The organism is Streptomyces sp. NPDC024555, assembly GCF_055559335.1.
Genome location: NZ_JBVHKV010000006.1, coordinates 323,465 through 342,485, shown reverse-complemented (window position 1 = coordinate 342,485; position 19,021 = coordinate 323,465). Strand labels below are relative to the sequence as shown.

The window sequence follows — 19,021 nt, the reverse complement described above, 5'->3', positions numbered from 1 at the left end:
GTCAGGGCGCGTACTTGTATCCGACGCGCCGCACCGTCTGGATCGACCGGCGGTGCTCGGCCCCCAGCTTGCGGCGCAGCCGGGCGATGTGGACGTCGACGGTCCGCCCGTCGCCCACATGCCCGTAGCCCCACACGGTGGTCACCAACTGGTCGCGGGTGTGCACCCGGTGGGGGTGCGCCACCAGATGGGCGAGCAGCTCGAACTCCAGATACGTGAGATCGAGCACCGCTCCGTTCACGGAGGCGGAACGCTGGACGGAATCGATGGTCACCGGCCCCGCCGGCGCCGGAGCCGGCACCTCCGGCAGCACGTACTGCGCGGCGGCCGCCGCGAGCGCCGGCTGCTGGTCCGCCGGGACCAGCACCAGATAGCCGACCATCGGAGGCCGCCCCGGCAGCGCGGGCAGGGTGTGCTGGGGCGCCGGCAGCCAGGTCGCCCCCGGCGTCAGCAGCGCGGAGACATCGGCCGGCCGGACGGTCTCGTCCGGTGCCACGGCGCGCAGCCGGTGCCGGGCGGCGGACGGGGGAGGAGCGGTGGAGGCGGCAGCGGCGGAGAAGGTACGGGTGTTCGCCATGAGGGTCAGCTCTTTCGCGCGAGGAGTCGTCTGTGGAGGGACGTGCTTCGTGCGCGCGGGCCGAAGACCGGGGTGAGCGGCTTTAGAGGGCCGGCGCGTTCCACGCGCGGCAACACACCCGGTCGAAGTCGTGGTGCTGACGGGACGGCCAGAACGGTTCGAGGTCGCTGCGACCGGTCGAGACGTACGGGATGCTGGCCATGCCCCCATTGAACCAGAGAACGCCCGCCGGCAGCAGACCTCTCTCGGCCGTCGATACGGACCCTTGGCGTTACGTACCTCACGCCACGCCGAAGGGGCGCCCACCGGTCTCCGGTGAACGCCCCCTCGGCGTATGCGTGTGCGGTGCGGATCAGGCCTGGCCGGCCTTCTCCAGCGCGGTGCAGCAGGTGTCGACGATCAGCCGGGTGACGACGTAGGGGTCGACGTTGGCGTTCGGGCGGCGGTCCTCGATGTAGCCCTTGCGGTCCTGCTCGACCTGCCAGGGGATGCGGACGGAGGCGCCGCGGTCCGAGACGCCGTAGCTGTACTCGTTCCAGGGGGCGGTCTCGTGGAGGCCCGTCAGACGGTCGTCGATGCCGGCGCCGTAGTTCTTCACGTGGTCCATGGGCTTGGAGCCCTCGCCGAGGGACTCGCAGGCGGTGATGATCGCGTCGTAGCCCTCGCGCATCGCCCGGGTGGAGAAGTTGGTGTGCGCGCCCGCGCCGTTCCAGTCGCCCTTGACCGGCTTGGGGTCGAGGGTCGCGGAGACGTTGAAGTCCTCGGCGGTGCGGTAGAGCAGCCAACGGGCCACCCACAGCTGGTCGGAGACCTCCAGCGGGGAGAGCGGGCCCACCTGGAACTCCCACTGGCCGGGCATGACCTCGGCGTTGATGCCGGAGATGCCCAGGCCCGCCTTGAGACAGTTGTCGAGGTGCTTCTCGACGATCTCGCGGCCGAAGATCTCGTCCGCGCCGACGCCGCAGTAGTAGCCGCCCTGCGCGGCCGGGAAGCCGCCCTCGGGGAAGCCGAGCGGACGGTGGCCGTCGAAGAAGGTGTACTCCTGCTCGATGCCGAAGATCGCCTCCTGCCCGGCGAACTGCTCGGCGACCGGACGCAGCAGCGCCCGCGTGTTCGACGCGTGCGGGGTCATGTCGATGTCGAAGACCTCGCACAGGACCAGGACGTCGTCGCCGCCGCGGATCGGGTCCGGGCAGGTGAAGACCGGCTTCAGCACCCGGTCGGAGGCGTGGCCCTCGGCCTGGCCGGTGCTCGAACCGTCGAAGCCCCAGACGGGCAGCGCGGCCACGTCGGACGACGGGGCGCCCGGCATGATCTTGGTCTTGGAACGGAGCTTGGCGGTCGGCTCGGTGCCGTCGATCCAGATGTACTCAGCCTTGAACGTCACGGAAGCCATCCTTCGGGGGTGCTGCGGGTCTCTGCAGCGCAGCTTCGCAAGGCGCGATTTCCCGACCGTTGCCCTCGTGTGAACCCCGTGTTACCGGGGTTTCCGGCATGCGACGCACCCTCGGTGCGGGGGAGCGGACCCCGCGACCGGGGCCGCGCTCACCGCCCCCGGTCGCGCAGCAGCGACGCGAAACCGGCCGCCCGGATCCGCCGCACCAGCTCCTCGGGACTCGTCCCCAGCGCCCGCGCCGTGTTCCCGAGATGCCAGTCCTCGGCGGCCAGCCGCCGCAGCAGATACCCGCGCCGGATCTGCGCCTCGGAGAGCCGGAACGTCTTCAGGTACGCGACCCGGCCCTTGTGGTCGGTGATCGTCTCCCCGATGTGCTGCCCCGTCCCGTCGCGGACGAACGGCGGCAGGAACCGCCAGAGCGTGAACGCCCCCATCCGGTGCACCCGGTCGAAGGCGTACGAACCGTCCAGCAGCTCCCCGGCGAACAGCGTGTCGTGCCCCGTGCTCCACGCCCGCTCCTGGACCCGCGCCGCGGCCCGCAGGTCCGCGAGCGTCCGCAGATGCGGGCCGTCCGCGATCCGCGCCGCGAAATCGGCCACCGGGGCGCCGTACATCGCGTACTGGTGGACCAGCTCCCCGTACAGGTCCTGGACCAGCGTGGCGTGCAGCAGCCGGTAGTCCTCCGGGTGCGGCACCACGAACGCGGCGGCGAGCGCGTCCGAGGCGTACACCATCACCCCGCACTGGCCCGGATGGATCTCGAAGACCCGCAGCGCCTCGCCGAGCCCCCGCACCGACCACCCCAGGTACGTGTCCTCCGCGCGCGGCGACAGCCCGTTCCGCAGCGCCGAGCGCGACCACTCCTCCCAGGCCGTCGAGGGACCGCCGAAGTGCAGGGCCAGATAGCCCTCCAGCGCCAGATGCAGCGGCAGGAAGCGCAGCCGGTCGCCCGGCCGCCGCTTGGCGAGCCGGTGGTGGCGCAGCCGGGGCAGCCGCACGGCCTCGGGCCGCGTGCCGTCGCCGTTCCCACCGGACAGCTGGGTGCCGTACGCCGCCGACCCGGCCCCCTCGCCCGACCAGTCCGCGACGAACCCGTGCGGGATGTACGAGGTGTACGCCGCACGCGGGCCCAGTTCCACGACACCGGCCCCGTACCCCTCGTACACCTCCCGGTGCAGCCGCAGCCCCTCCACCGGGGCCTCGCGCAGCAGCGGCACCAGCCGGATGCCGCCCCACACCTGCGCCGGGCCCGTCGTGAGCCCGGCCGTCTCGATCCCGGTCACCGCTCCGCTCCTTCCGGACCGGCCCCGGTGAACCGGGCGACCTGCCGGTCCAGGTACGCGTACAGCTCGGCGGGCCCGGTACGCCCCTCGGAGAACTGCGCCAGCTCCACCAGCGCCGGCAGGTCCTCCGCGTCGCGGATCCCGGCCGTCGGCACGGCGGGCGACAGCCGTCGCACGTCGAAGCCCTCCGCGTCGTATACAGGGTTCACATGGACCGCCGAGGTGCGCCGCTCCGGGTCGATCCGCGCCCGCCACACCCGCAGCACCTCACCCGCCAGCTCCGGCGGGGCGTTGTCCCAGCCGTCCGAGACGACGACCAGCCGGTCCGGACCGTGCTCCAGCGCGTCCAGGACCCGCAGGCCCAGCGGCGTCGGCCCCCACGGCACGACCAGCAGCGGATCCCTCGCGCCGGAGGTCCACAGCCCGGTGTACGCGCCGGGCGCGGCGAGCGCCTCCAGCAGATGGTGGCAGGCCAGCGCCACGGCCAGCGGGCGGCGCCGCTTCACGCCCGAACCGGACGAGGAGTAGCTGTCGTCGAGCACCGCGGCGACCCGCCCCCAGCTCCCGGCGTGCGGCCCGGCGGCCCGGCGGCCGGCCGTGCGCAGCGCCCCGGTCAGCTCCGCGCGCCGCCGCCCGCGCTCCTCCCGGTCCAGCGCCAGCACGTACAGCGCGAGACGGGTCAGCGGCATCACCGCCAGATCGACGTCCGGGGGCGGTCCGGGGCGCCCGTCCGCCCGCTCCTGCCGCGTGCGCAGCCGCTCCAGCCGGGTCATCCGGGGCGCCATCCGCTCCAGGAACGCCTCGCGCTCCATGCCGCGCCGGGCGGCGAAGCCCTCCGCGACGGTGAACGGCAGCTCCCCGACGGCGCCCTGCTCGTAGTGGGCCCGGCGCCAGGCGTCCAGCAGGGGGTGCCGGTAGCGCGGCAGCGTGCCCGGCCGGAACAGGAACGCCCCCAGCTCGCCGTCCGTTGCGCGGCCCGTGGCAGCGGCCGGTGCGCCGTCGAGCCGGAGATGGGCGTGGCGGGCCGCGGCCTTCAGGCCCGCGCGGTACTTCACGGCGTCGTGCCCGAGGTCCGGCCGGGCGGCCAGCCAGTCGCGCACGATCGCACGGGTGCGCCGGTTGTTGACCCCGGCCGTGCGCAGCCCCCGGAACAGCCGGTAGACCCGCTGCGGCGCCATCCGCGCCAGCCGGGCCGCGATCAGCCGGCCCTCGGCGCGCCTCTGCTCGGCGGTGGCGTCGGCGGCGTGGACCAGCAGGCCGTGCACGATCTGCGCGGCGTTGTGGTCGTTGATGCCCAGGGCGAGCGCGGCGGCGTACACCCGGCGGTAGTTGACGCGTACGTACGCGTGCAGGAAGTCCAGCGAGAGCCGCTGCTCGTCCGCGTCCGAGCGGAATTCGCGCTGCCCGGTCGCGGTGATCGCCGCGTTGACGAAGAGCAGGACGTCCTCGGCCGCGACGAGGTCGGCCAGGGTCTCGGTCGTCTCGGTCGTCATGGTCGGTGCCCCCCCGTGGTGTTCCGCGAGGCGTGCGCGCACACGGAAGCCGGCCGGGGAATGGGGGCGCGAACAGCGAAATATTTGCTTCAAAGGCAAGTCCCGGAAGTCGCACCGGAGTCCCGCGGCCGGCCCGGCCAACGTATCCGTACGCCCGTCCGCCCCGCCACCCCATTCGGACGCGCACCGCGCCCCACCGGGCACACTGGACCCATGACGCCTCCCGAGAACCCCCTGCGTATCGGCCTGGTCGGTACGGGCCCGTGGGCCCGCGCCACCCAGGCACCCGCCCTCGCCGCCCACCCCGGTGCCGTGCTGAGCGGGGTGTGGGGCCGCCGCGAGGAGGCCGCCCGCGCGCTGGCCGGGGAGCACGGAACCGAGGCGTACAGCGGGGACGCGGGGCTCGACGAACTGTTCGCCGCCAGTGACGCCGTCGCCTTCGCGCTGCCGCCGGACGTCCAGGCCCCGCTGGCCGTGCGGGCCGCGGCGGCCGGATGCCATCTGCTCATGGACAAGCCGGTGGCCACCACCGTCGGGGCCGCCCGCGCGGTCGCCGAGGCGGCCGAGCAGGCCAGGGTCGCCTCGATCGTGTTCTGCACCCTGCGCTTCGCGCCGGAGACCGCCGCCTGGATCGAGGAACAGCGCGCGAGGGGCGACTGGTTCACCGCACGGGCCGAGTGGATCGGCGCGCTGTGGGCCCCGGGCACCGACAGCGCCTACGCCGCGTCCCCGTGGCGCCGGGAGAAGGGCGGCCTCTGGGACGTCGGCCCGCACGCCCTCTCCGTCCTGATCCCGGTCCTCGGCGACGTCACCGCCCTGACCGCCGCCCGGGGCCCGGCGGACCTCCACCACCTGGTGCTCCGTCACACCTCCGGCGCCTCCAGCACCGTGACCCTCGCCCTCGGCGCCCCGGTCGCCGCCGCCGGCGTCGGCGTCGAACTGCGGGGCGAGCACGGCATCGCCGCACTGCCCGGCTGGAACGGCGCCGTGGACGCCTTCCGCGCCGCCGTGGACGCCCTCACCGACTCCGTCCGTACGGGAGAACCGCACCCCTGCGACGTCCGCTTCGGCCTCCGGCTGACCGAACTGCTCGCGGAGGCCGAGGCGGTGGCGGGCTGAACGGCGGGGGCGGTCCGCTCACCGCCCCAGCGCGTCCCGGACCGCCTCGTCGGTGCGGGCCACCACGGCCGTGCCGTCGTCCGCCGTGATGATCGGCCGCTGGATCAGCTTCGGATGCTCGGCGAGGGCGGTGATCCAGCGGTCCCGGGCGTCCGCGTCGCGCGGCCAGTCCGCGAGGCCCAGCTCCCCGGCCGCGGCCTCCCCGGTGCGGGTGATGTCCCACGGCTCCAGTCCGAGACGGCCGAGCACGGTTCGGATCTCGTCGGGCGAGGGCACGTCCTCCAGATAGCGGCGGACGGTGTAGTCGGCCCCCTCCGCATCGAGCAGACTCACCGCGGAACGGCACTTGGAACAGGCGGGATTGATCCAGATCTCCATGGGGCCAAAGGTACGGGATGGATCCCCGAAAACCCCTCTGGCCAGGGGCGATTGTCAGTGGGGGGCAGTAAAATGGGGGTAGTTCGTGAGGGTTCCGCAGAGTCACGCCACCGCGCCAGGAGGTTGCCCATGACCGTTGCCGCAGTCACGACCCCGCCCGTCCACAAGCCCCTGAGGAAGAAGCGCCTTCCCGCCGGCCGTCCGCGCGAGTGGTACGTCGCGCACAACCGCCGGCTGAAGGCGATGCGCCTGGCGATCGCGCTGCTCGACACGGGCGTCCACCACCCGTCGACCGCGAGCAACGCCCGGATACGCACGACCGCCGAGCGCATCGGCATCCACCCGCCGTCCGACACCACCTGCCGCATGGTCCGCGCCCTCATCCGCTACGGCCGCTGACCCGCCCGCACACGCCCCGCCCCCGTCCGGACCTCTCCGGGCGGGGGCGGGGCGCGGTGGTCCGCCGCTCAGGATCAGAAGCCGTCGCACGAGGCCGTGGCGAAGGGCCCCGAGGCGGTGGCGGTCCGCCGGGTGCCGTCGTCCACGGTCACCGCGCAGGCCACACGGCCCCCGGACCTGCCGAGCGTGACGGTGAACGAACCGCCGTCCATGAACCCCTTCGTGTCCACCTCCCCGGCCCACGGCAGCCGGCGCAGCGTCAGCCGCCCGGTCGACAGTTCGTCGTCCCGCCAGGTGCTGTAGGTGAGGGTCACGTCCTCGGCCGCCCCGGTCACCTCGTAGCGGACGTGCAGGGTCCTGGCCCCCGCGCTGTGCGCCTCCCGCGCCAGTACGGCGGAGACCGCGCCGGCCCCCAGGGCCAGCAGCACCAGGATCATCACGAGCACCCACGGCCACAGCCGTCGCCGGGGCCCGGACCCGGGCGCGGGTTCCGGAGCGGGGCTCGGGGATGCGGCCGGCTCGTCCATCCCTCCACCCTCGGTGCTCCGGCCCGGTCCCGCGACCCCGCCGCCCGTCCGGCCCAACCACCGCCCGCCCCGGGTGCGCCCGCACCCGCCGCCCCGTTGACTGGCTCCGACACGGCGAGTGCTGGGAGGCACCATGGCGAGGCGAGGCGTACGGGGCGCGGGCGCGGTGCTGGTGGCGGCGGTGATCGCCGCGACGGCCACGGCCTGCTCCGACGACGGGGGCACCGCGTCGAGCACGGTCTCCAAGGCGGCCTCCGCGGCTTCGTCCGCCGCCTCCAAGGGGGCCGACGCCGTCGCCTCCGCCACGGCCGCCGCCGGGGACAAGCTCAATGACATCAAGGACGGCGTGAACGCGAGCGGCGACGTCAAGGCGGCCGCCGCCACCATCGACGGCCACGGCCGGGCCACCTCGAAGATCACCGTGACGAACAGCACCGACAGCACGCAGTCCTACGCCGTCCAGGTCGACTTCGAGGACGCGAGCGGCAATCTCCTCGACACCGTCGTGGTCACGGTCGACGACGTGGCGGCCAAGGCCACCGAGGACGCCACGGCCCGCAGCAACCGCACGCTCGAAGGAGACGTGAAGGCCGAGGTGGGCAAGGCCCTGCGCCACTGAGCCGCCCTCACCGCACCGACCCGGAGAACCCCATGCGCATCCATCTGACCAGCGTCTTCGTCGACGACCAGGACAAGGCCCTGCGCTTCTACACGGAGGTGCTGGGCTTCGTGAAGAAGCACGAGGTGCCCGTGGGCGCGGACCGCTGGCTGACCGTGGTGTCGCCCGAGGCTCCCGACGGGACCGAACTGCTGCTGGAGCCCGACGGCCACCCCGCCGTGAAGCCGTACAAGGCGGCCCTGGTCGAGGACGGCATCCCCGCCGCGGCCTTCGCCGTGGACGACGTGCCCGCCGAGTACGCCCGGCTGAGCGCGCTCGGGGTCCGGTTCACCCAGAAGCCCCTGGAGATGGGGCCGGTGACGGTGGCGGTCCTGGACGACACCTGCGGCAATCTCATCCAGATCGTGCACGACGCCGGCGCCTGAACGGGCGCGGCGACGGCGTTGTCGGTGCCGGATGACACCATCCGGCCATGAGTGAAGGTTCTTTCGACTGGCAGACATTCCTGGGGCGTTGGCAGGACGAGTGGGTCCCCTCCGAGGACGGGGCCGACGAGGAGGCGGACGAGGACCCGGGGGAGGGGCCGCACCGGCTCGGCGTGCCGGGGGCGTCCGAGTCCGCGATCGCCGCCGCCGAGGCCCGGCTCGGACGGCGGCTGCCGCCCTCGTACCGGGGCTTCCTGGCCGCGAGCAACGGATGGCAGGTCGACCAGACCGCCGGGATCTACCGGCTCGGCGGCGCCGAGGACATCGACTGGTTCGGGGACCCGTACGGCATGACCCCGATGTACGAGGAGAACCTGGGCGACGACCCGCACCCCGAGGCCGTCCGGATGGCCGGGATGTGGACCCGCGCGCTGCGCCTGGAGACCGACTCCGACATGTCGTACGCCCTCCTGGACCCGGGTGACACGGACGAGGACGGCGAATGGGCCCTGTACGTCTACAAGGGCTGGGGCGGTGAGTACCCGGAGCGCTACGCCTCGTTCCACGCGTACATGGAGGACATGTACCGCGGCTTCCACGGCGACCGCGCCGCACAGCCCGGCTTCGTCAACGCGACCACGCGCACCCAGGACGCCCGGGTCGAGGAGGCCCGGCGGCTGGCCCTGCGCGGACGGTACGAGGAGGCCGTGCCGCTGCTGGAGGACGCGCGGTCCTTCGGCCGGCCGCACAGCCATGTGCTGCTCCAGCAGATCCGGCAGTTCCTCGCGCCGAACGGCCGCCAGGACTACGGCATGCTCGTCGGCGACCCCCGCTATCTGTCCGAGTTCCTGCCCGTGCAGGCCCTGGATCCCGGCCGCGACACCTGGCGGCTGGGCGGGGACGACCACTGGCTCGGGATGATCACCGCACGGGGCGTCCCCCGGGAGACCGCCGAGGCCGTCCTCGGCGCGGTCCGGGACGGCACCCACCGCTACGCGCCCGAGGGTGCCTGGGGCCGGGCCGTCGCCCGCGCCCGGGACGAGGCCCGCTGGGGCGCGACGGACGCCGCCTGGCGCACGCTGCGCGCCGGCCTTCCGCACTGGGAGACGTCCGGCCCCGCGCTGATCGCCCCGGCCGGCCTGCTCGCCGACCCCTGCCTCGGCCCGCTGATCACCCCGGAGCGCGGCGCCGAACTCCTCGCCACCCCCCGCTCCGGCGAGCACGGCCCGGCCCCCGCCCCCGTGCCCGACCTCGACCCGCCCGGCCTCGTCTGGCTCACCGAGCCCGACGGCTACCAGCCGTCCTTCTCCGGCTACCGCTGCGTCTGGGTGGAGGACGCGTCCCCGGACCGGCTGCCCGCACTGCTGGGCGGGGAGGGTGCCACTCTGGGCGCCCCCGTGAACCTGCGCATGACCCCCCACCACCGGCGTGACCGACGCGGTCTCGACGACGCCGAGCCGTGGGAGGACCGGGCCACGGTGAGCGTCGGCCGCACCGCCGAGGGCTGGGCCTTCGCCTTCGACGGCGAGTCCCACCTGGTGGGCGACCGCCTCGCTCCCCCCGCCGCGGCGGCCTCCGCCACCGGCCGCGCGGTCGTGGTCTGGAACAACCCCCGACGCGACACCCCCGACCCCGATCCCGACCGCTCCGCCTTCCACCTCTCCGTCGCCGAACAGGGCCGCGAACTCTACGCGTTCACCGTCCGGGGCACCGAGATCCAGCGCTCCGGACCGATACCCGAGGCCCTGGACCCGGACCGGCTCTTCCGCCCCGACGACACCCCCCTCGCGGGCGAACGCCGCTTCCTGACCGCCCTCCACACCGAACTGAACCTCTCCCTCCCCCGCTTCGCCCTCGCCCGCGGCGCCCTCCCCACCTTCCCCACCCGCTCCTGGACCCGCGCCCCGCGCGCGGGGGAGAGCTACGCGTACATCGGCTTCCGCCGGCACCGGGGCTGAGCCGCCGGGCCCGCACGGAAACGGGCCGGGCCCGCCCCTCCGTCGAGGAGGAGCGGGCCCGGCCCGTGCGTGTACGCGATCCGCGATCTAGAGGTCGAAGTACAGCTCGAACTCGTGCGGGTGCGGGCGCAGCTGGATCGGGGCGATCTCGTGGGTGCGCTTGTAGTCGATCCACGTCTCGATCAGGTCGGACGTGAAGACGCCGCCGGCCTGGAGGTACTCGTTGTCCGCCTCCAGGGCGTCCAGGACGGCCGGGAGGGAGGTCGGGACCTGCTGAACGTTGGCGTGCTCCTCGGGAGCCAGCTCGTAGAGGTCCTTGTCGATCGGCTCGGCGGGCTCGATCTTGTTCTTGATGCCGTCGAGGCCGGCCATCAGGAGGGCGGAGAAGGCCAGGTACGGGTTGGACGACGGGTCCGGGGCGCGGAACTCGACGCGCTTGGCCTTCGGGTTGGAGCCGGTGATCGGGATGCGCATCGCGGCGGAGCGGTTGCGCTGCGAGTACACCATGTTGACCGGGGCCTCGAAGCCGGGCACCAGGCGGTGGTAGGAGTTCACCGTCGGGTTGGTGAAGGCCAGCAGCGACGGGGCGTGCTTGAGGATGCCGCCGATGTAGTAGCGGGCGGTGTCCGAGAGGCCCGCGTAGCCCTGCTCGTCGTAGAAGAGCGGGTCGCCGCCGGCCCACAGGGACTGGTGGACGTGCATGCCCGAGCCGTTGTCGCCGAAGATCGGCTTCGGCATGAAGGTCGCGGTCTTGCCGTTGCGCCAGGCGACGTTCTTCACGATGTACTTGAAGAGCATCAGGTCGTCGGCCGCGGCGAGCAGCGTGTTGAACTTGTAGTTGATCTCCGCCTGGCCGCCGGTGCCGACCTCGTGGTGCTGGCGCTCGATCTCCAGGCCGCTGTTCTGCAGCTCCAGGGACATCTCGGCGCGCAGGTCGGCGAAGTGGTCGACCGGCGAGACCGGGAAGTAACCGCCCTTGTAGCGGACCTTGTAGCCGCGGTTGTTCTCGACCGCACCGGTGTTCCAGGCGCCGGCCTCGGAGTCGATGTGGTAGAAGCTCTCGTTCGCCGACGTCTGGAAGCGGACGTTGTCGAAGACGTAGAACTCGGCCTCGGGGCCGAAGTACGCCGTGTCGGCGATGCCGGTGGAGGCGAGGTAGGCCTCCGCCTTCTTGGCCACGTTCCGCGGGTCACGGCTGTACTGCTCGCCGGTGATCGGGTCGTGGATGAAGAAGTTGATGTTGACGGTCTTGTCGCGGCGGAAGGGGTCGACCCGGGCGGTCGACAGGTCCGCGCGCAGCGACATGTCGGACTCGTGGATGGCCTGGAAGCCGCGGATCGACGAGCCGTCGAAGGCAAGCTCGTCGGCCGGGTTGAAGGTCGCCGCCGGGACCGTGACGTGCTGCATCACACCGGGCAGGTCGCAGAACCGGACATCGATGAACTTGACGTCGTTGTCGGCGATGAACTTCTTCGCGTCGTCGGCGTTCTGGAACATCCAACTCCTCCTACTCCCGTCCGGAGAGGAACGGGGTGGTAGCTCGTGGTGCGGCCAGTGCGGTGGCCCACGCTGGACCCGACCATAGGCAGACCGGATTTCTCAAGCATGACCCATTTGTTTCGCCGAAGTTAACCGGGGCGGGTGTGACCGGCGCCTCCCCGGTCTGCTCCGGAGCCGTTCCGGCGGCGTTCCGGCCCTGTTCCGGACGTGTGTCACGGCCCTGGCCCGCCCCCGCCGGGCGGGGCCGCGGCAGGGGCGCAGTACCGTGGTCGGGTGGACAACAGGCAAGCAATCGGATCGTGGCTCTCCGGGCCGCGTGCGGCCGCCGAGGAGATGGGCGCCGACTTCGGGTACCGGGGCAAGCGGCTCGGGCTTCCCGAGCAGGGACCCGGGGCCATGGCGCCCCTAGGGCGGCGCTTCGGCGCGCTCTTCATCGACTGGGCCCTGTGCATGCTGATCGCATACGGGCTGTTCGCTCGCGGTGACCAGCAGGCCGCGGGCAACTGGGCGCTCGGGATCTTCTTCGTCCTCAGCGTGCTCACCGTCGGTACCATCGGCTGCACTCCGGGCAAGCGTCTGACGGGCATCCGGGTCGTCTCGGAGAACGGCGGACCGCTGGGGTTCGGGCGGGCGCTGGTGCGCAGCCTGCTGCTCTGCCTGGTGATCCCGGCCCTGGTCTGGGACCGCGACGGGCGGGGCGTCCACGACCGGCTGGGCCGCGCCGTCCAGGTGCGCATCTGAGGGCTGCGGCGGGCCGGACCGCGGGAGACGGGAAGAGGGCGGGCGCGAACCGAACCGGTTCGCGCCCGCCCTCTTCGTCCGTCCGTGGCGGGTCAGCGCATCTTTCCGCCGCGCGGCATCCGCATGCCCTTCGGCATGGGGCCCTTCGGCAGCGGCATGTTGCTCATCAGGTCGCCCATGGCGCGCAGCCGGTCGTTGGCGGCCGTCACCTGCGGGCCGGTCAGCACGCGCGGCAGCTTCAGCATCTTGGTGCGCACCTTCTTGAGCGGCACCTGACCCTCGCCGTTGCCGACGATGATGTCGTGCACGGGCACGTCGACCACGATGCGGGCCATCTTCTTCTTCTCGGCGGCGAGCAGGCTCTTCACCCGGTTCGGGTTGCCCTCCGCCACCAGCACGATGCCCGCCTTGCCCACGGCCCGGTGGACGACGTCCTGGTTGCGGTTCATCGCGACCGCCGGCGTCGTGGTCCAGCCCCGGCCGACGCGGTCGAGCACCGCGGCCGCCGCACCCGGCTGGCCCTCCATCTGGCCGAAGGCCGCCCGCTCGGCGCGCCGTCCGAAGACGATCGCCATCGCGAGGAGAGCGAGCACGAAGCCCAGGATGCCCAGGTAGATCGGGTGATCGATCAAGAAACCGATCGCGAGGAGGACACCGAAGGTGACGATTCCCACACCCGCGACAACAAGACCGATCTTGGGGTCGGTCCGCCTGGTCATCTTGTAGGTCAGGGCGATCTGCTTGAGCCGCCCCGCGTTCTCGGCGCTGTCCGCGCCTTCAGTGGTGTTTGCCTTCCTCGCCATGCAATGAAGTTTACGTGGCCTTCGAACGGTGGTCCGCCACGGCCTCCAGTACGTGCGCGGACGCGACGCGGTCCTCGGCCCGGCGGCGGTCCTCCAGGACGGCCGTCCAGGCGTTGCGGCGGGCGGTGCGCTGGCCGCCGGCCAGGAGCAGCGACTCGACGGCGCGGAGGGCGCCCGTGACGGACGGGAGGGCGGTGGCGCGTACCGGCACGGCCTGCATCGTGGAAGTCCCCTCGGAACGGATGCGCGCACCGGGCGGGCCCGGCGGGCGGGATGTGCTGCGCGGACGGAGTGACGGGAACGAGCGTTGCACCCAGGGTCGCGGCTCGGTGTTACCAGCGCGTGGCCGGTCGGTCACACACCAATGAAACCCCGATGAGCGCGCCGCGCACGCCGAAGCGGCCCATACGCGCCCCCGGCCTGCGAGGAGCGTACGAGCCGCTTCGGTCCGGCGGTGACCGCCGGGGCGGTGCCTGTGCCGGGATTCACACGGGTGACGTCACGCGGTCGGCGCCCCGGCCGCGGCCGTCGCCCCGCGCCGGTCCATCGCCTGCTGGAAGAGCCGGCCGGCCCGGTACGAGGAGCGGACCAGCGGCCCGGACATCACACCGGAGTAGCCGATCGCGTCGGCCTCGTCCTTCAGCTCCACGAACTCGTGCGGCTTCACCCAGCGCTCCACCGGGTGGTGGCGCACCGACGGGCGCAGGTACTGGGTGATCGTGATCAGCTCGCAGCCCGCCTCGTACAGGTCGCGCAGCGCCTCGCTGACCTCCTCGCGGGTCTCGCCCATGCCCAGGATCAGATTGGACTTGGTCACCAGACCGGCCTCGCGGGCCCGGGTGATGACCTCCAGGGAGCGCTCGTAGCGGAAGCCGGGGCGGATGCGCTTGAAGATGCGCGGCACCGTCTCCACGTTGTGCGCCAGCACCTCGGGGCGCGAGGAGAAGACCTCGGCGAGCTGGGCGGGCTCCGCGTTGAAGTCGGGGATCAGCAGCTCGACCTTGGTGCGGCCGGCCTCCCGCTCCGCGGTCAGCGCGTGGATCTGGCGCACGGTCTCCGCGTACAGCCAGGCACCGCCGTCCTCCAGGTCGTCGCGGGCGACGCCGGTGATGGTGGCGTAGTTCAGGTCCATCGTGACGACCGACTCGCCGACGCGGCGGGGTTCGTCCCGGTCCAGCGCCTGCGGCTTGCCGGTGTCGATCTGACAGAAGTCACAGCGCCGGGTGCACTGGTCACCGCCGATGAGGAACGTGGCCTCGCGGTCCTCCCAGCACTCGAAGATGTTGGGGCAGCCGGCCTCCTGGCACACCGTGTGCAGACCCTCGCTCTTCACGAGCTTCTGCAGCTGGTTGTACTCGGGGCCCATCTTCGCCCGGGTCTTGATCCACTCGGGCTTGCGCTCGATGGGGGTCTGGCTGTTCCGGACCTCCAGGCGCAGCATCTTGCGCCCGTCGGGTGCGACAGACACTCCGGCACTCCCCTTTGCTTTCACTGCATTGGATTCTTCGGCGAACACCAGGGTACGCCCGTGGTTCGTTCGGCTTTACGTCTGCCCAACCTGGGGCCGACAGGTCCTATTCCCGGACCGGTGTTCCGTGGGTCACGCCGTGGCCATGGCGTCGTCGTCGCGCGCGATCGTGCGCGGGGCGAGTTCGGCGTTCTCCAGGACGTCCCGCAGATGCTTCTCGACGACCGGGAGCACCTCGGCGATGGTGATGTCGCGGCCCAGCTCGTAGGCGAGCGAGGTGACGCCCGCGTCCCGGATGCCGCACGGCACGATCCGGTCGAACCAGGTGTTGTCCGGGTTCACGTTGAACGAGAAGCCGTGCATGGTCACGCCCTTGGCCACCCGGATCCCGATGGCGGCCAGCTTGCGGTCCTCGCGGCGCTGGCCGGCGTTGGACGGGGCGTACTCCGGGCCGTTGAGCCGGGCGTCGAACTCCTCGTCCTGGAGCCGGGGGTCGAAGTCCAGCGAGAGGCCGCCGAGCGCCGGGCGCTGCTCGACCGGGTCGCCGAGGACCCAGACGCCGCTGCGGCCCTCGACCCGGGAGGTCTCCACCCCGAATTCGGCGGCCGTACGGATCAGCGCCTCCTCCAGCCGGCGCACGTGCGCCACGACGTCGACCGGGCGGGGCAGCTTCTGGATCGGGTAGCCGACCAGCTGGCCGGGGCCGTGCCAGGTGATCTTGCCGCCGCGGTCCACGTCGATGACCGGGGTGCCGTCGAGCGGGCGCTCGCTGTCGGCCGTGCGGCGGCCCGCGGTGTAGACGGGCGGGTGCTCCAGCAGCAGGCAGGTGTCGGGGACGGTGTCCTCGAACCGCGCCGCGTGCACCTCGCGCTGCTTCTGCCAGGCCTCCTGATAGTCGACCGCCTGCTCGCCGAATCCCAGACGGACGAACCGGAGCTCGGTCACGGCTGCTGCCTCTCTTCCTGCGGTGCCGTGGGTGCGGGGGGTGTCCCCGTACTGCCACGCCGCGTCGTATCGCGCCTCAGTCACTGTACGACCGGGGCCGGAACGGGGGCCCGGCAGGTGTTCCCGTCAGCGCCGCCCCCAATCCTCACACGATCGGATGAAAGTGAAGCGATGGCCGCTGAGGCCGTCCCGGAGGCCGTTAAATTCACGCCGTTCCCCAGGGCCCGTCCGGAGGCCTGTCCCTGACCCGAAGGCAGGAGACCGTACAGCTGATGTCGGAACGACCTCCGCAGCGCACCCCCAACCGCCGGCTCGCCTCGCTCATCACCGAGGCCGGGTTCTCCAACGCCGGGCTCGCCCGCCGGGTGGACCAGCTCGGCCTGGAGCACGGCCTCGATCTGCGGTACGACAAGACCTCCGTGACCCGCTGGCTCCGCGGCCAGCAGCCCCGGGGCACCACACCGGCGCTGATCGCCGAGGTCTTCACCCGCCGGCTCGGACGCCGGCTCTCCGCGCAGGACCTGGGGCTGGACGCCTGCGCACCGGTCTACGCCGGGCTGGAGTTCGCCGCCACCCCCGCCGAGGCCGTCGACATCGTCAGCGGACTCTGGCGCAAGGACTCCGGCAGCCACGCCGAACTGCGGAAGATCGCCTTCACCCCGGCGGGGCTGGTCGTGCCCAGCCGGGACTGGCTGATCGGGCGCGCCGACGAGTGGGTGGCGCGCGGCGGACCGGGCGAGGCCCCGGCGGGCCCCGGCCGGCCCCCTCAGGGCCCCCGCCCCGGGCCCGGCGCCCCCGGACCGCACGCAGGCTCCGTGCCCGAGCAGGGCGCCCGGCACGGACTGCGCGCTCCCGCCCCCGCCCGGCCCGGCGGCCCGCAGGCCCCGGCCGGAGCACCGCCCGGCGTCCCCCGGCAGCGGCAGACCGAACGCGGCTCCGGCCAGCGGGTCGGCAGCGGGGACGTGGCGGCGCTCCGCTCGGTCGCCGAACTCTTCCGCACCCTGGACAACGCCTACGGCGGCGGCCACGCCCGCCAGGCGCTCGTGCGCTATCTGGAGCACGAGACCGAGCCGATGCTGCGCGGCACCTACGGCGAGGCCACCGGCCGCCGGCTCTTCGCGGCCGCCGCCGACCTCACCCGGCTCGCCGGCTGGACCTCGTACGACATCGCCGCCCACGGCCTCGCCCAGCGCTACTTCGTCCAGGCGCTGCGGCTCGCCCAGGCCGCCGGCGACCGGGCCTACGGCAGCTTCGTGCTGATCACCATGAGCCGCCAGGCGGTCTACCTCGGACACGGCCGGGAGGCGGTGCAGCTGGCCCGGGTGGCCCAGCAGGGCGTCGGCTCGGCCGCGCCCCAGTCCGTCCTCGCCCTGCTCCACGCGGTCGAGGCGCGCGGTCACGGGGTGCTCGGCGACGCCAAGGCGTGCACGGCCTCGCTGACCCGGGCGGAACGCGCGCTGGAGACCTCCCGCCCCGGCGACGAGGTGCCGTACTGGGCGCGCTTCTTCGACGAGGCGCAGCTCGCCGACGAGTTCGGCCACTGCCACCGCGACCTCCAGCAGTACCGGATCGCCGCCCAGTACGCCGAGCGCTCCCTCCAGCTGCGCGCGCCCGCGTACGCGCGCAGCCGGCTCTTCTGCCGGGTGGTGCTGGCCTCCGCCCGGCTCGGGCTCGGCGAGCTGGACCAGGCCTGCCGGCTCGGCGCGGAGGCCGCCCAGCAGGCCGCCGAGATGCGCTCGGTCCGGGCCACCGAGTACGTACGCGACTTCGAACGGCGGCTGGAGCCCTTCCGGGACGCCGCCGCCGTCCGCGGCTACCGCGAGCGGGTCGCCGCCCTGGGCTGACTGACCCCGCCACCGCCCGCCCGTGTGGCTGCTACGCGGCCTCGGGGAGCGCTCCCGCGCCGCGGTCCGCGTGCCGTACGCCGAGGTCGTCCAGGATCGCAGCGGCGGCCCGGCGCGCGGAGGACAGGGCGCCCTGGACGGTGCCGGTGTCGCGGTGGTCGCCGCACACGTACAGCCCCGCGAGCACCCGCACCGGGCGCTGCGGGTCGTGCGGCGGCTCCATCGCGGGCACGGCCTCCGGATCGTGGTGGACGGCCAGCAGCTCCCAGTCGTCCGTGCGCACGCCGTACAGGGCCGCCAGATGCGCGCGTACGGTCCGGTCCAGATCGGCCGGACGGGTGCCGAGCACCGTCGAGCTGATCAGCGCCCGGCCCTCCGGCGCCCGCGAGGGGTCCACCTCGCTCATCACCGCGGTGTGCGCCACCGGGCCCGACCGGTCGGCGTCCAGCAGCAGCGAGGCCCCGGTCGGCGGGGCGGCGGGCGCGGTGTGGTGGACCACCGTGACCGGGCGGAAGGGCGGCACCCGCAGCCCCGGCAGCAGCTCGGCGGCGGCGCTCGCGTTGGTCGCCAGGAGCAGTGAACGGCAGCCCAGTTCGCCGTGCTCCTTGGTGCGCACCGAGGTGATGTCGGCCGCCGTGACGTGCACACCGGTGCGCACGGTGCCGGGCGGCAGCGCCGCCGCGAGCAGTTCGGGCAGCGCCGACGAACCGCCCTCCGGCACACAGAGCCGGCCGCTCGCGTAGCCGCGCAGGGCGAGATCGGCGCAGCGGCTCGACGTCGTGAGCCCGGGATCGCTGAGCAGCGCGGTCAGCAGCGGGCGGACGAAGCCGTTGAGCGTACGGGCGGACAGCCCGCGCCCCGACAGGGCGTCGAGCGCGGCCCGTTCGGGCCGGGCCAGGACGCGGGAGCGGGGCGTGGCCGCGAGCCGGGCCAGCGCCACCCCCAGCCGGGCCTGGTCGATCGCCCCGCCCATGGCCCCGGTGAGTGCCCCGCCCAGCGGCGCCCGGGGAGCGTGCGCGAGGGCGCGTGCGGCCCTGAGCGCGCCCCGTGCGCTGCGGGAGCCCCGGGGCCCCGGCACCTCGCCGGTCCGGTGGCGGTGACCCGAGCTGTGCACGAGGACGCCGGGGTCGAAGGTCCGCAGCACGAGATCTTCGAGCCCGGGTGTCCCGTACAGCTCCGGATACGAGGTGGTGAGCAGCGGTCCGATGTGGTCGAGCCGGAATCCGTCCACCTCGTCGGTGGCCATCCGGCCGCCGATCCGGGGGCCGGCCTCCAGGACGCTGACGCTGACTCCCGCACTGATCAGCCGGTGGGCCGCTGACAGGCCGGCGATCCCGGCCCCGATGATGACGACGTCCGCGTGGTGTGCCGTGCTGAGCACGTGCCCTCCCCGAGTCGGCGCAACAAGTGGGGGGCTCTTTCCCTCAACCGGCCACCGGAATGCGCGAGTTCGCCCACGAGGGTAGGGACATGGCGGAATCGTGCGCAGTCGCGCGCGGCCCGGGGCACCGGTGCACGGGGTCGCACACCCGTACGGGTCCGGTCG

19 protein-coding genes are annotated in these 19,021 nt (G+C 73.3%); 7 read left to right on the top strand and 12 right to left on the bottom strand.

Features of this window, described 5'->3' with window-relative positions; all coding sequences use genetic code 11:
• Window position 1: 1 nt before the first annotated feature.
• The 4 genes from ACZ4FH_RS13060 to ACZ4FH_RS13045 form a co-directional block, all read right to left on the bottom strand.
• Complete coding sequence (locus ACZ4FH_RS13060) at window positions 2–577, bottom strand: winged helix-turn-helix domain-containing protein (protein WP_467304363.1); 576 nt, start codon at window positions 575–577, stop codon at window positions 2–4.
• 352 nt (window positions 578–929) lie between these two features.
• Window positions 930–1,964, bottom strand: coding sequence for a glutamine synthetase (glnII, locus tag ACZ4FH_RS13055; protein ID WP_467304362.1), 1,035 nt, complete (start codon window positions 1,962–1,964; stop codon window positions 930–932).
• A gap of 158 nt (window positions 1,965–2,122) precedes the next feature.
• Window positions 2,123–3,256 (bottom strand): ARPP-2 domain-containing protein, encoded by a 1,134-nt coding sequence (locus ACZ4FH_RS13050; RefSeq protein WP_467304361.1) that lies wholly within the window; start codon window positions 3,254–3,256, stop codon window positions 2,123–2,125.
• Window positions 3,253–4,890: a hypothetical protein gene (locus ACZ4FH_RS13045; protein WP_467304360.1), complete on the bottom strand. Its 1,638-nt coding sequence runs from the start codon at window positions 4,888–4,890 to the stop codon at window positions 3,253–3,255. Before ACZ4FH_RS13045 ends, ACZ4FH_RS13050 begins: the two co-directional genes overlap by 4 nt.
• Window positions 4,891–4,962: 72 nt before the next feature.
• On the opposite strand from ACZ4FH_RS13045, the gene ACZ4FH_RS13040 reads away from it, so the two are divergent.
• A complete protein-coding gene (locus ACZ4FH_RS13040; RefSeq protein WP_467304359.1) occupies window positions 4,963–5,868 on the top strand; it encodes a Gfo/Idh/MocA family protein in 906 nt (301 codons plus the stop codon).
• 18 nt (window positions 5,869–5,886) lie between these two features.
• On the opposite strand, the gene ACZ4FH_RS13035 is transcribed toward ACZ4FH_RS13040, so the two are convergent.
• On the bottom strand, window positions 5,887–6,246 hold the full coding sequence (locus tag ACZ4FH_RS13035) for an arsenate reductase family protein (protein WP_467304358.1): 360 nt from the start codon (window positions 6,244–6,246) through the stop codon (window positions 5,887–5,889).
• A 129-nt stretch (window positions 6,247–6,375) separates the two neighbouring features.
• Here ACZ4FH_RS13035 and ACZ4FH_RS13030 point away from each other — a divergent pair, with 129 nt between their 5' ends.
• A complete protein-coding gene (locus tag ACZ4FH_RS13030; RefSeq protein ID WP_467304357.1) occupies window positions 6,376–6,645 on the top strand; it encodes a hypothetical protein in 270 nt (89 codons plus the stop codon).
• A 74-nt stretch (window positions 6,646–6,719) separates the two neighbouring features.
• On the opposite strand, the gene ACZ4FH_RS13025 is transcribed toward ACZ4FH_RS13030, so the two are convergent.
• A complete protein-coding gene (locus ACZ4FH_RS13025) occupies window positions 6,720–7,082 on the bottom strand; it encodes a hypothetical protein (protein ID WP_467304457.1) in 363 nt (120 codons plus the stop codon).
• Window positions 7,083–7,305: 223 nt separating this feature from the next.
• On the opposite strand from ACZ4FH_RS13025, the gene ACZ4FH_RS13020 reads away from it, so the two are divergent.
• The 3 genes from ACZ4FH_RS13020 to ACZ4FH_RS13010 are packed head-to-tail and all read left to right on the top strand — an operon-like array spanning window position 7,306 to window position 10,174.
• Window positions 7,306–7,791, top strand: coding sequence for a hypothetical protein (locus tag ACZ4FH_RS13020; RefSeq protein WP_467304356.1), 486 nt, complete (start codon window positions 7,306–7,308; stop codon window positions 7,789–7,791).
• 32 nt (window positions 7,792–7,823) lie between these two features.
• On the top strand, window positions 7,824–8,216 hold the full coding sequence (locus ACZ4FH_RS13015; RefSeq protein WP_467304354.1) for a VOC family protein: 393 nt from the start codon (window positions 7,824–7,826) through the stop codon (window positions 8,214–8,216).
• A 47-nt stretch (window positions 8,217–8,263) separates the two neighbouring features.
• On the top strand, window positions 8,264–10,174 hold the full coding sequence (locus tag ACZ4FH_RS13010) for an SMI1/KNR4 family protein (RefSeq protein WP_467304353.1): 1,911 nt from the start codon (window positions 8,264–8,266) through the stop codon (window positions 10,172–10,174).
• Window positions 10,175–10,261: 87 nt separating this feature from the next.
• Here ACZ4FH_RS13010 and glnA read toward each other — a convergent pair whose 3' ends face one another.
• Window positions 10,262–11,671: a type I glutamate--ammonia ligase gene (glnA, locus tag ACZ4FH_RS13005; protein WP_383632251.1), complete on the bottom strand. Its 1,410-nt coding sequence runs from the start codon at window positions 11,669–11,671 to the stop codon at window positions 10,262–10,264.
• A 276-nt stretch (window positions 11,672–11,947) separates the two neighbouring features.
• On the opposite strand from glnA, the gene ACZ4FH_RS13000 reads away from it, so the two are divergent.
• Window positions 11,948–12,415 carry an RDD family protein gene (locus ACZ4FH_RS13000; protein WP_467304352.1) on the top strand — a complete coding sequence of 156 codons (468 nt, stop codon included), beginning with the start codon at window positions 11,948–11,950 and terminating at the stop codon, window positions 12,413–12,415.
• Between the two features lie 92 nt (window positions 12,416–12,507).
• On the opposite strand, the gene ACZ4FH_RS12995 is transcribed toward ACZ4FH_RS13000, so the two are convergent.
• From ACZ4FH_RS12995 to lipB, 4 genes are all read right to left on the bottom strand, one after another.
• The gene (locus tag ACZ4FH_RS12995; protein ID WP_467304351.1) at window positions 12,508–13,218 is read right to left on the bottom strand and encodes a DUF4191 domain-containing protein; all 711 of its coding nucleotides are present in this window, start codon (window positions 13,216–13,218) and stop codon (window positions 12,508–12,510) included.
• Between the two features lie 10 nt (window positions 13,219–13,228).
• On the bottom strand, window positions 13,229–13,438 hold the full coding sequence (locus ACZ4FH_RS12990; RefSeq protein ID WP_383632242.1) for an SCO2195 family GlnR-regulated protein: 210 nt from the start codon (window positions 13,436–13,438) through the stop codon (window positions 13,229–13,231).
• A gap of 279 nt (window positions 13,439–13,717) precedes the next feature.
• Window positions 13,718–14,659: a lipoyl synthase gene (gene lipA, locus ACZ4FH_RS12985; RefSeq protein ID WP_383633483.1), complete on the bottom strand. Its 942-nt coding sequence runs from the start codon at window positions 14,657–14,659 to the stop codon at window positions 13,718–13,720.
• Window positions 14,660–14,818: 159 nt separating this feature from the next.
• Window positions 14,819–15,631, bottom strand: a complete 813-nt coding sequence (lipB, locus tag ACZ4FH_RS12980) for a lipoyl(octanoyl) transferase LipB (RefSeq protein ID WP_467304349.1) — start codon at window positions 15,629–15,631, stop codon at window positions 14,819–14,821.
• A 272-nt stretch (window positions 15,632–15,903) separates the two neighbouring features.
• Between lipB and ACZ4FH_RS12975 the strand changes: the two genes are divergently transcribed.
• A complete protein-coding gene (locus tag ACZ4FH_RS12975) occupies window positions 15,904–17,475 on the top strand; it encodes a regulator (protein WP_467304347.1) in 1,572 nt (523 codons plus the stop codon).
• Between the two features lie 31 nt (window positions 17,476–17,506).
• Here the strand turns inward: ACZ4FH_RS12975 and ACZ4FH_RS12970 are convergent, their stop codons facing one another.
• On the bottom strand, window positions 17,507–18,856 hold the full coding sequence (locus tag ACZ4FH_RS12970) for an FAD-dependent oxidoreductase (protein WP_467304346.1): 1,350 nt from the start codon (window positions 18,854–18,856) through the stop codon (window positions 17,507–17,509).
• Between the last annotated feature and the right edge of the window lie 165 nt (window positions 18,857–19,021).

Bases quoted from the DNA above. Each gene is read 5' to 3' on its own strand.
- ACZ4FH_RS13030 (WP_467304357.1), top strand. From the start codon at position 6,376: ATGACCGTTGCCGCAGTCACGACCCCGCCCGTCCACAAGCCCCTGAGG.
- ACZ4FH_RS12995 (WP_467304351.1), bottom strand. From the start codon at position 13,218: ATGGCGAGGAAGGCAAACACCACTGAAGGCGCGGACAGCGCCGAGAAC.
- ACZ4FH_RS13040 (WP_467304359.1), top strand. From the start codon at position 4,963: ATGACGCCTCCCGAGAACCCCCTGCGTATCGGCCTGGTCGGTACGGGC.
- ACZ4FH_RS12975 (WP_467304347.1), top strand. From the start codon at position 15,904: ATGTCGGAACGACCTCCGCAGCGCACCCCCAACCGCCGGCTCGCCTCG.
- ACZ4FH_RS13010 (WP_467304353.1), top strand. From the start codon at position 8,264: ATGAGTGAAGGTTCTTTCGACTGGCAGACATTCCTGGGGCGTTGGCAG.
- glnA (WP_383632251.1), bottom strand. From the start codon at position 11,671: ATGTTCCAGAACGCCGACGACGCGAAGAAGTTCATCGCCGACAACGAC.
- ACZ4FH_RS13060 (WP_467304363.1), bottom strand. From the start codon at position 577: ATGGCGAACACCCGTACCTTCTCCGCCGCTGCCGCCTCCACCGCTCCT.
- lipA (WP_383633483.1), bottom strand. From the start codon at position 14,659: ATGCTGCGCCTGGAGGTCCGGAACAGCCAGACCCCCATCGAGCGCAAG.
- ACZ4FH_RS13035 (WP_467304358.1), bottom strand. From the start codon at position 6,246: ATGGAGATCTGGATCAATCCCGCCTGTTCCAAGTGCCGTTCCGCGGTG.
- ACZ4FH_RS13020 (WP_467304356.1), top strand. From the start codon at position 7,306: ATGGCGAGGCGAGGCGTACGGGGCGCGGGCGCGGTGCTGGTGGCGGCG.
- ACZ4FH_RS12990 (WP_383632242.1), bottom strand. From the start codon at position 13,438: ATGCAGGCCGTGCCGGTACGCGCCACCGCCCTCCCGTCCGTCACGGGC.
- ACZ4FH_RS13025 (WP_467304457.1), bottom strand. From the start codon at position 7,082: ATGATCCTGGTGCTGCTGGCCCTGGGGGCCGGCGCGGTCTCCGCCGTA.
- ACZ4FH_RS13015 (WP_467304354.1), top strand. From the start codon at position 7,824: ATGCGCATCCATCTGACCAGCGTCTTCGTCGACGACCAGGACAAGGCC.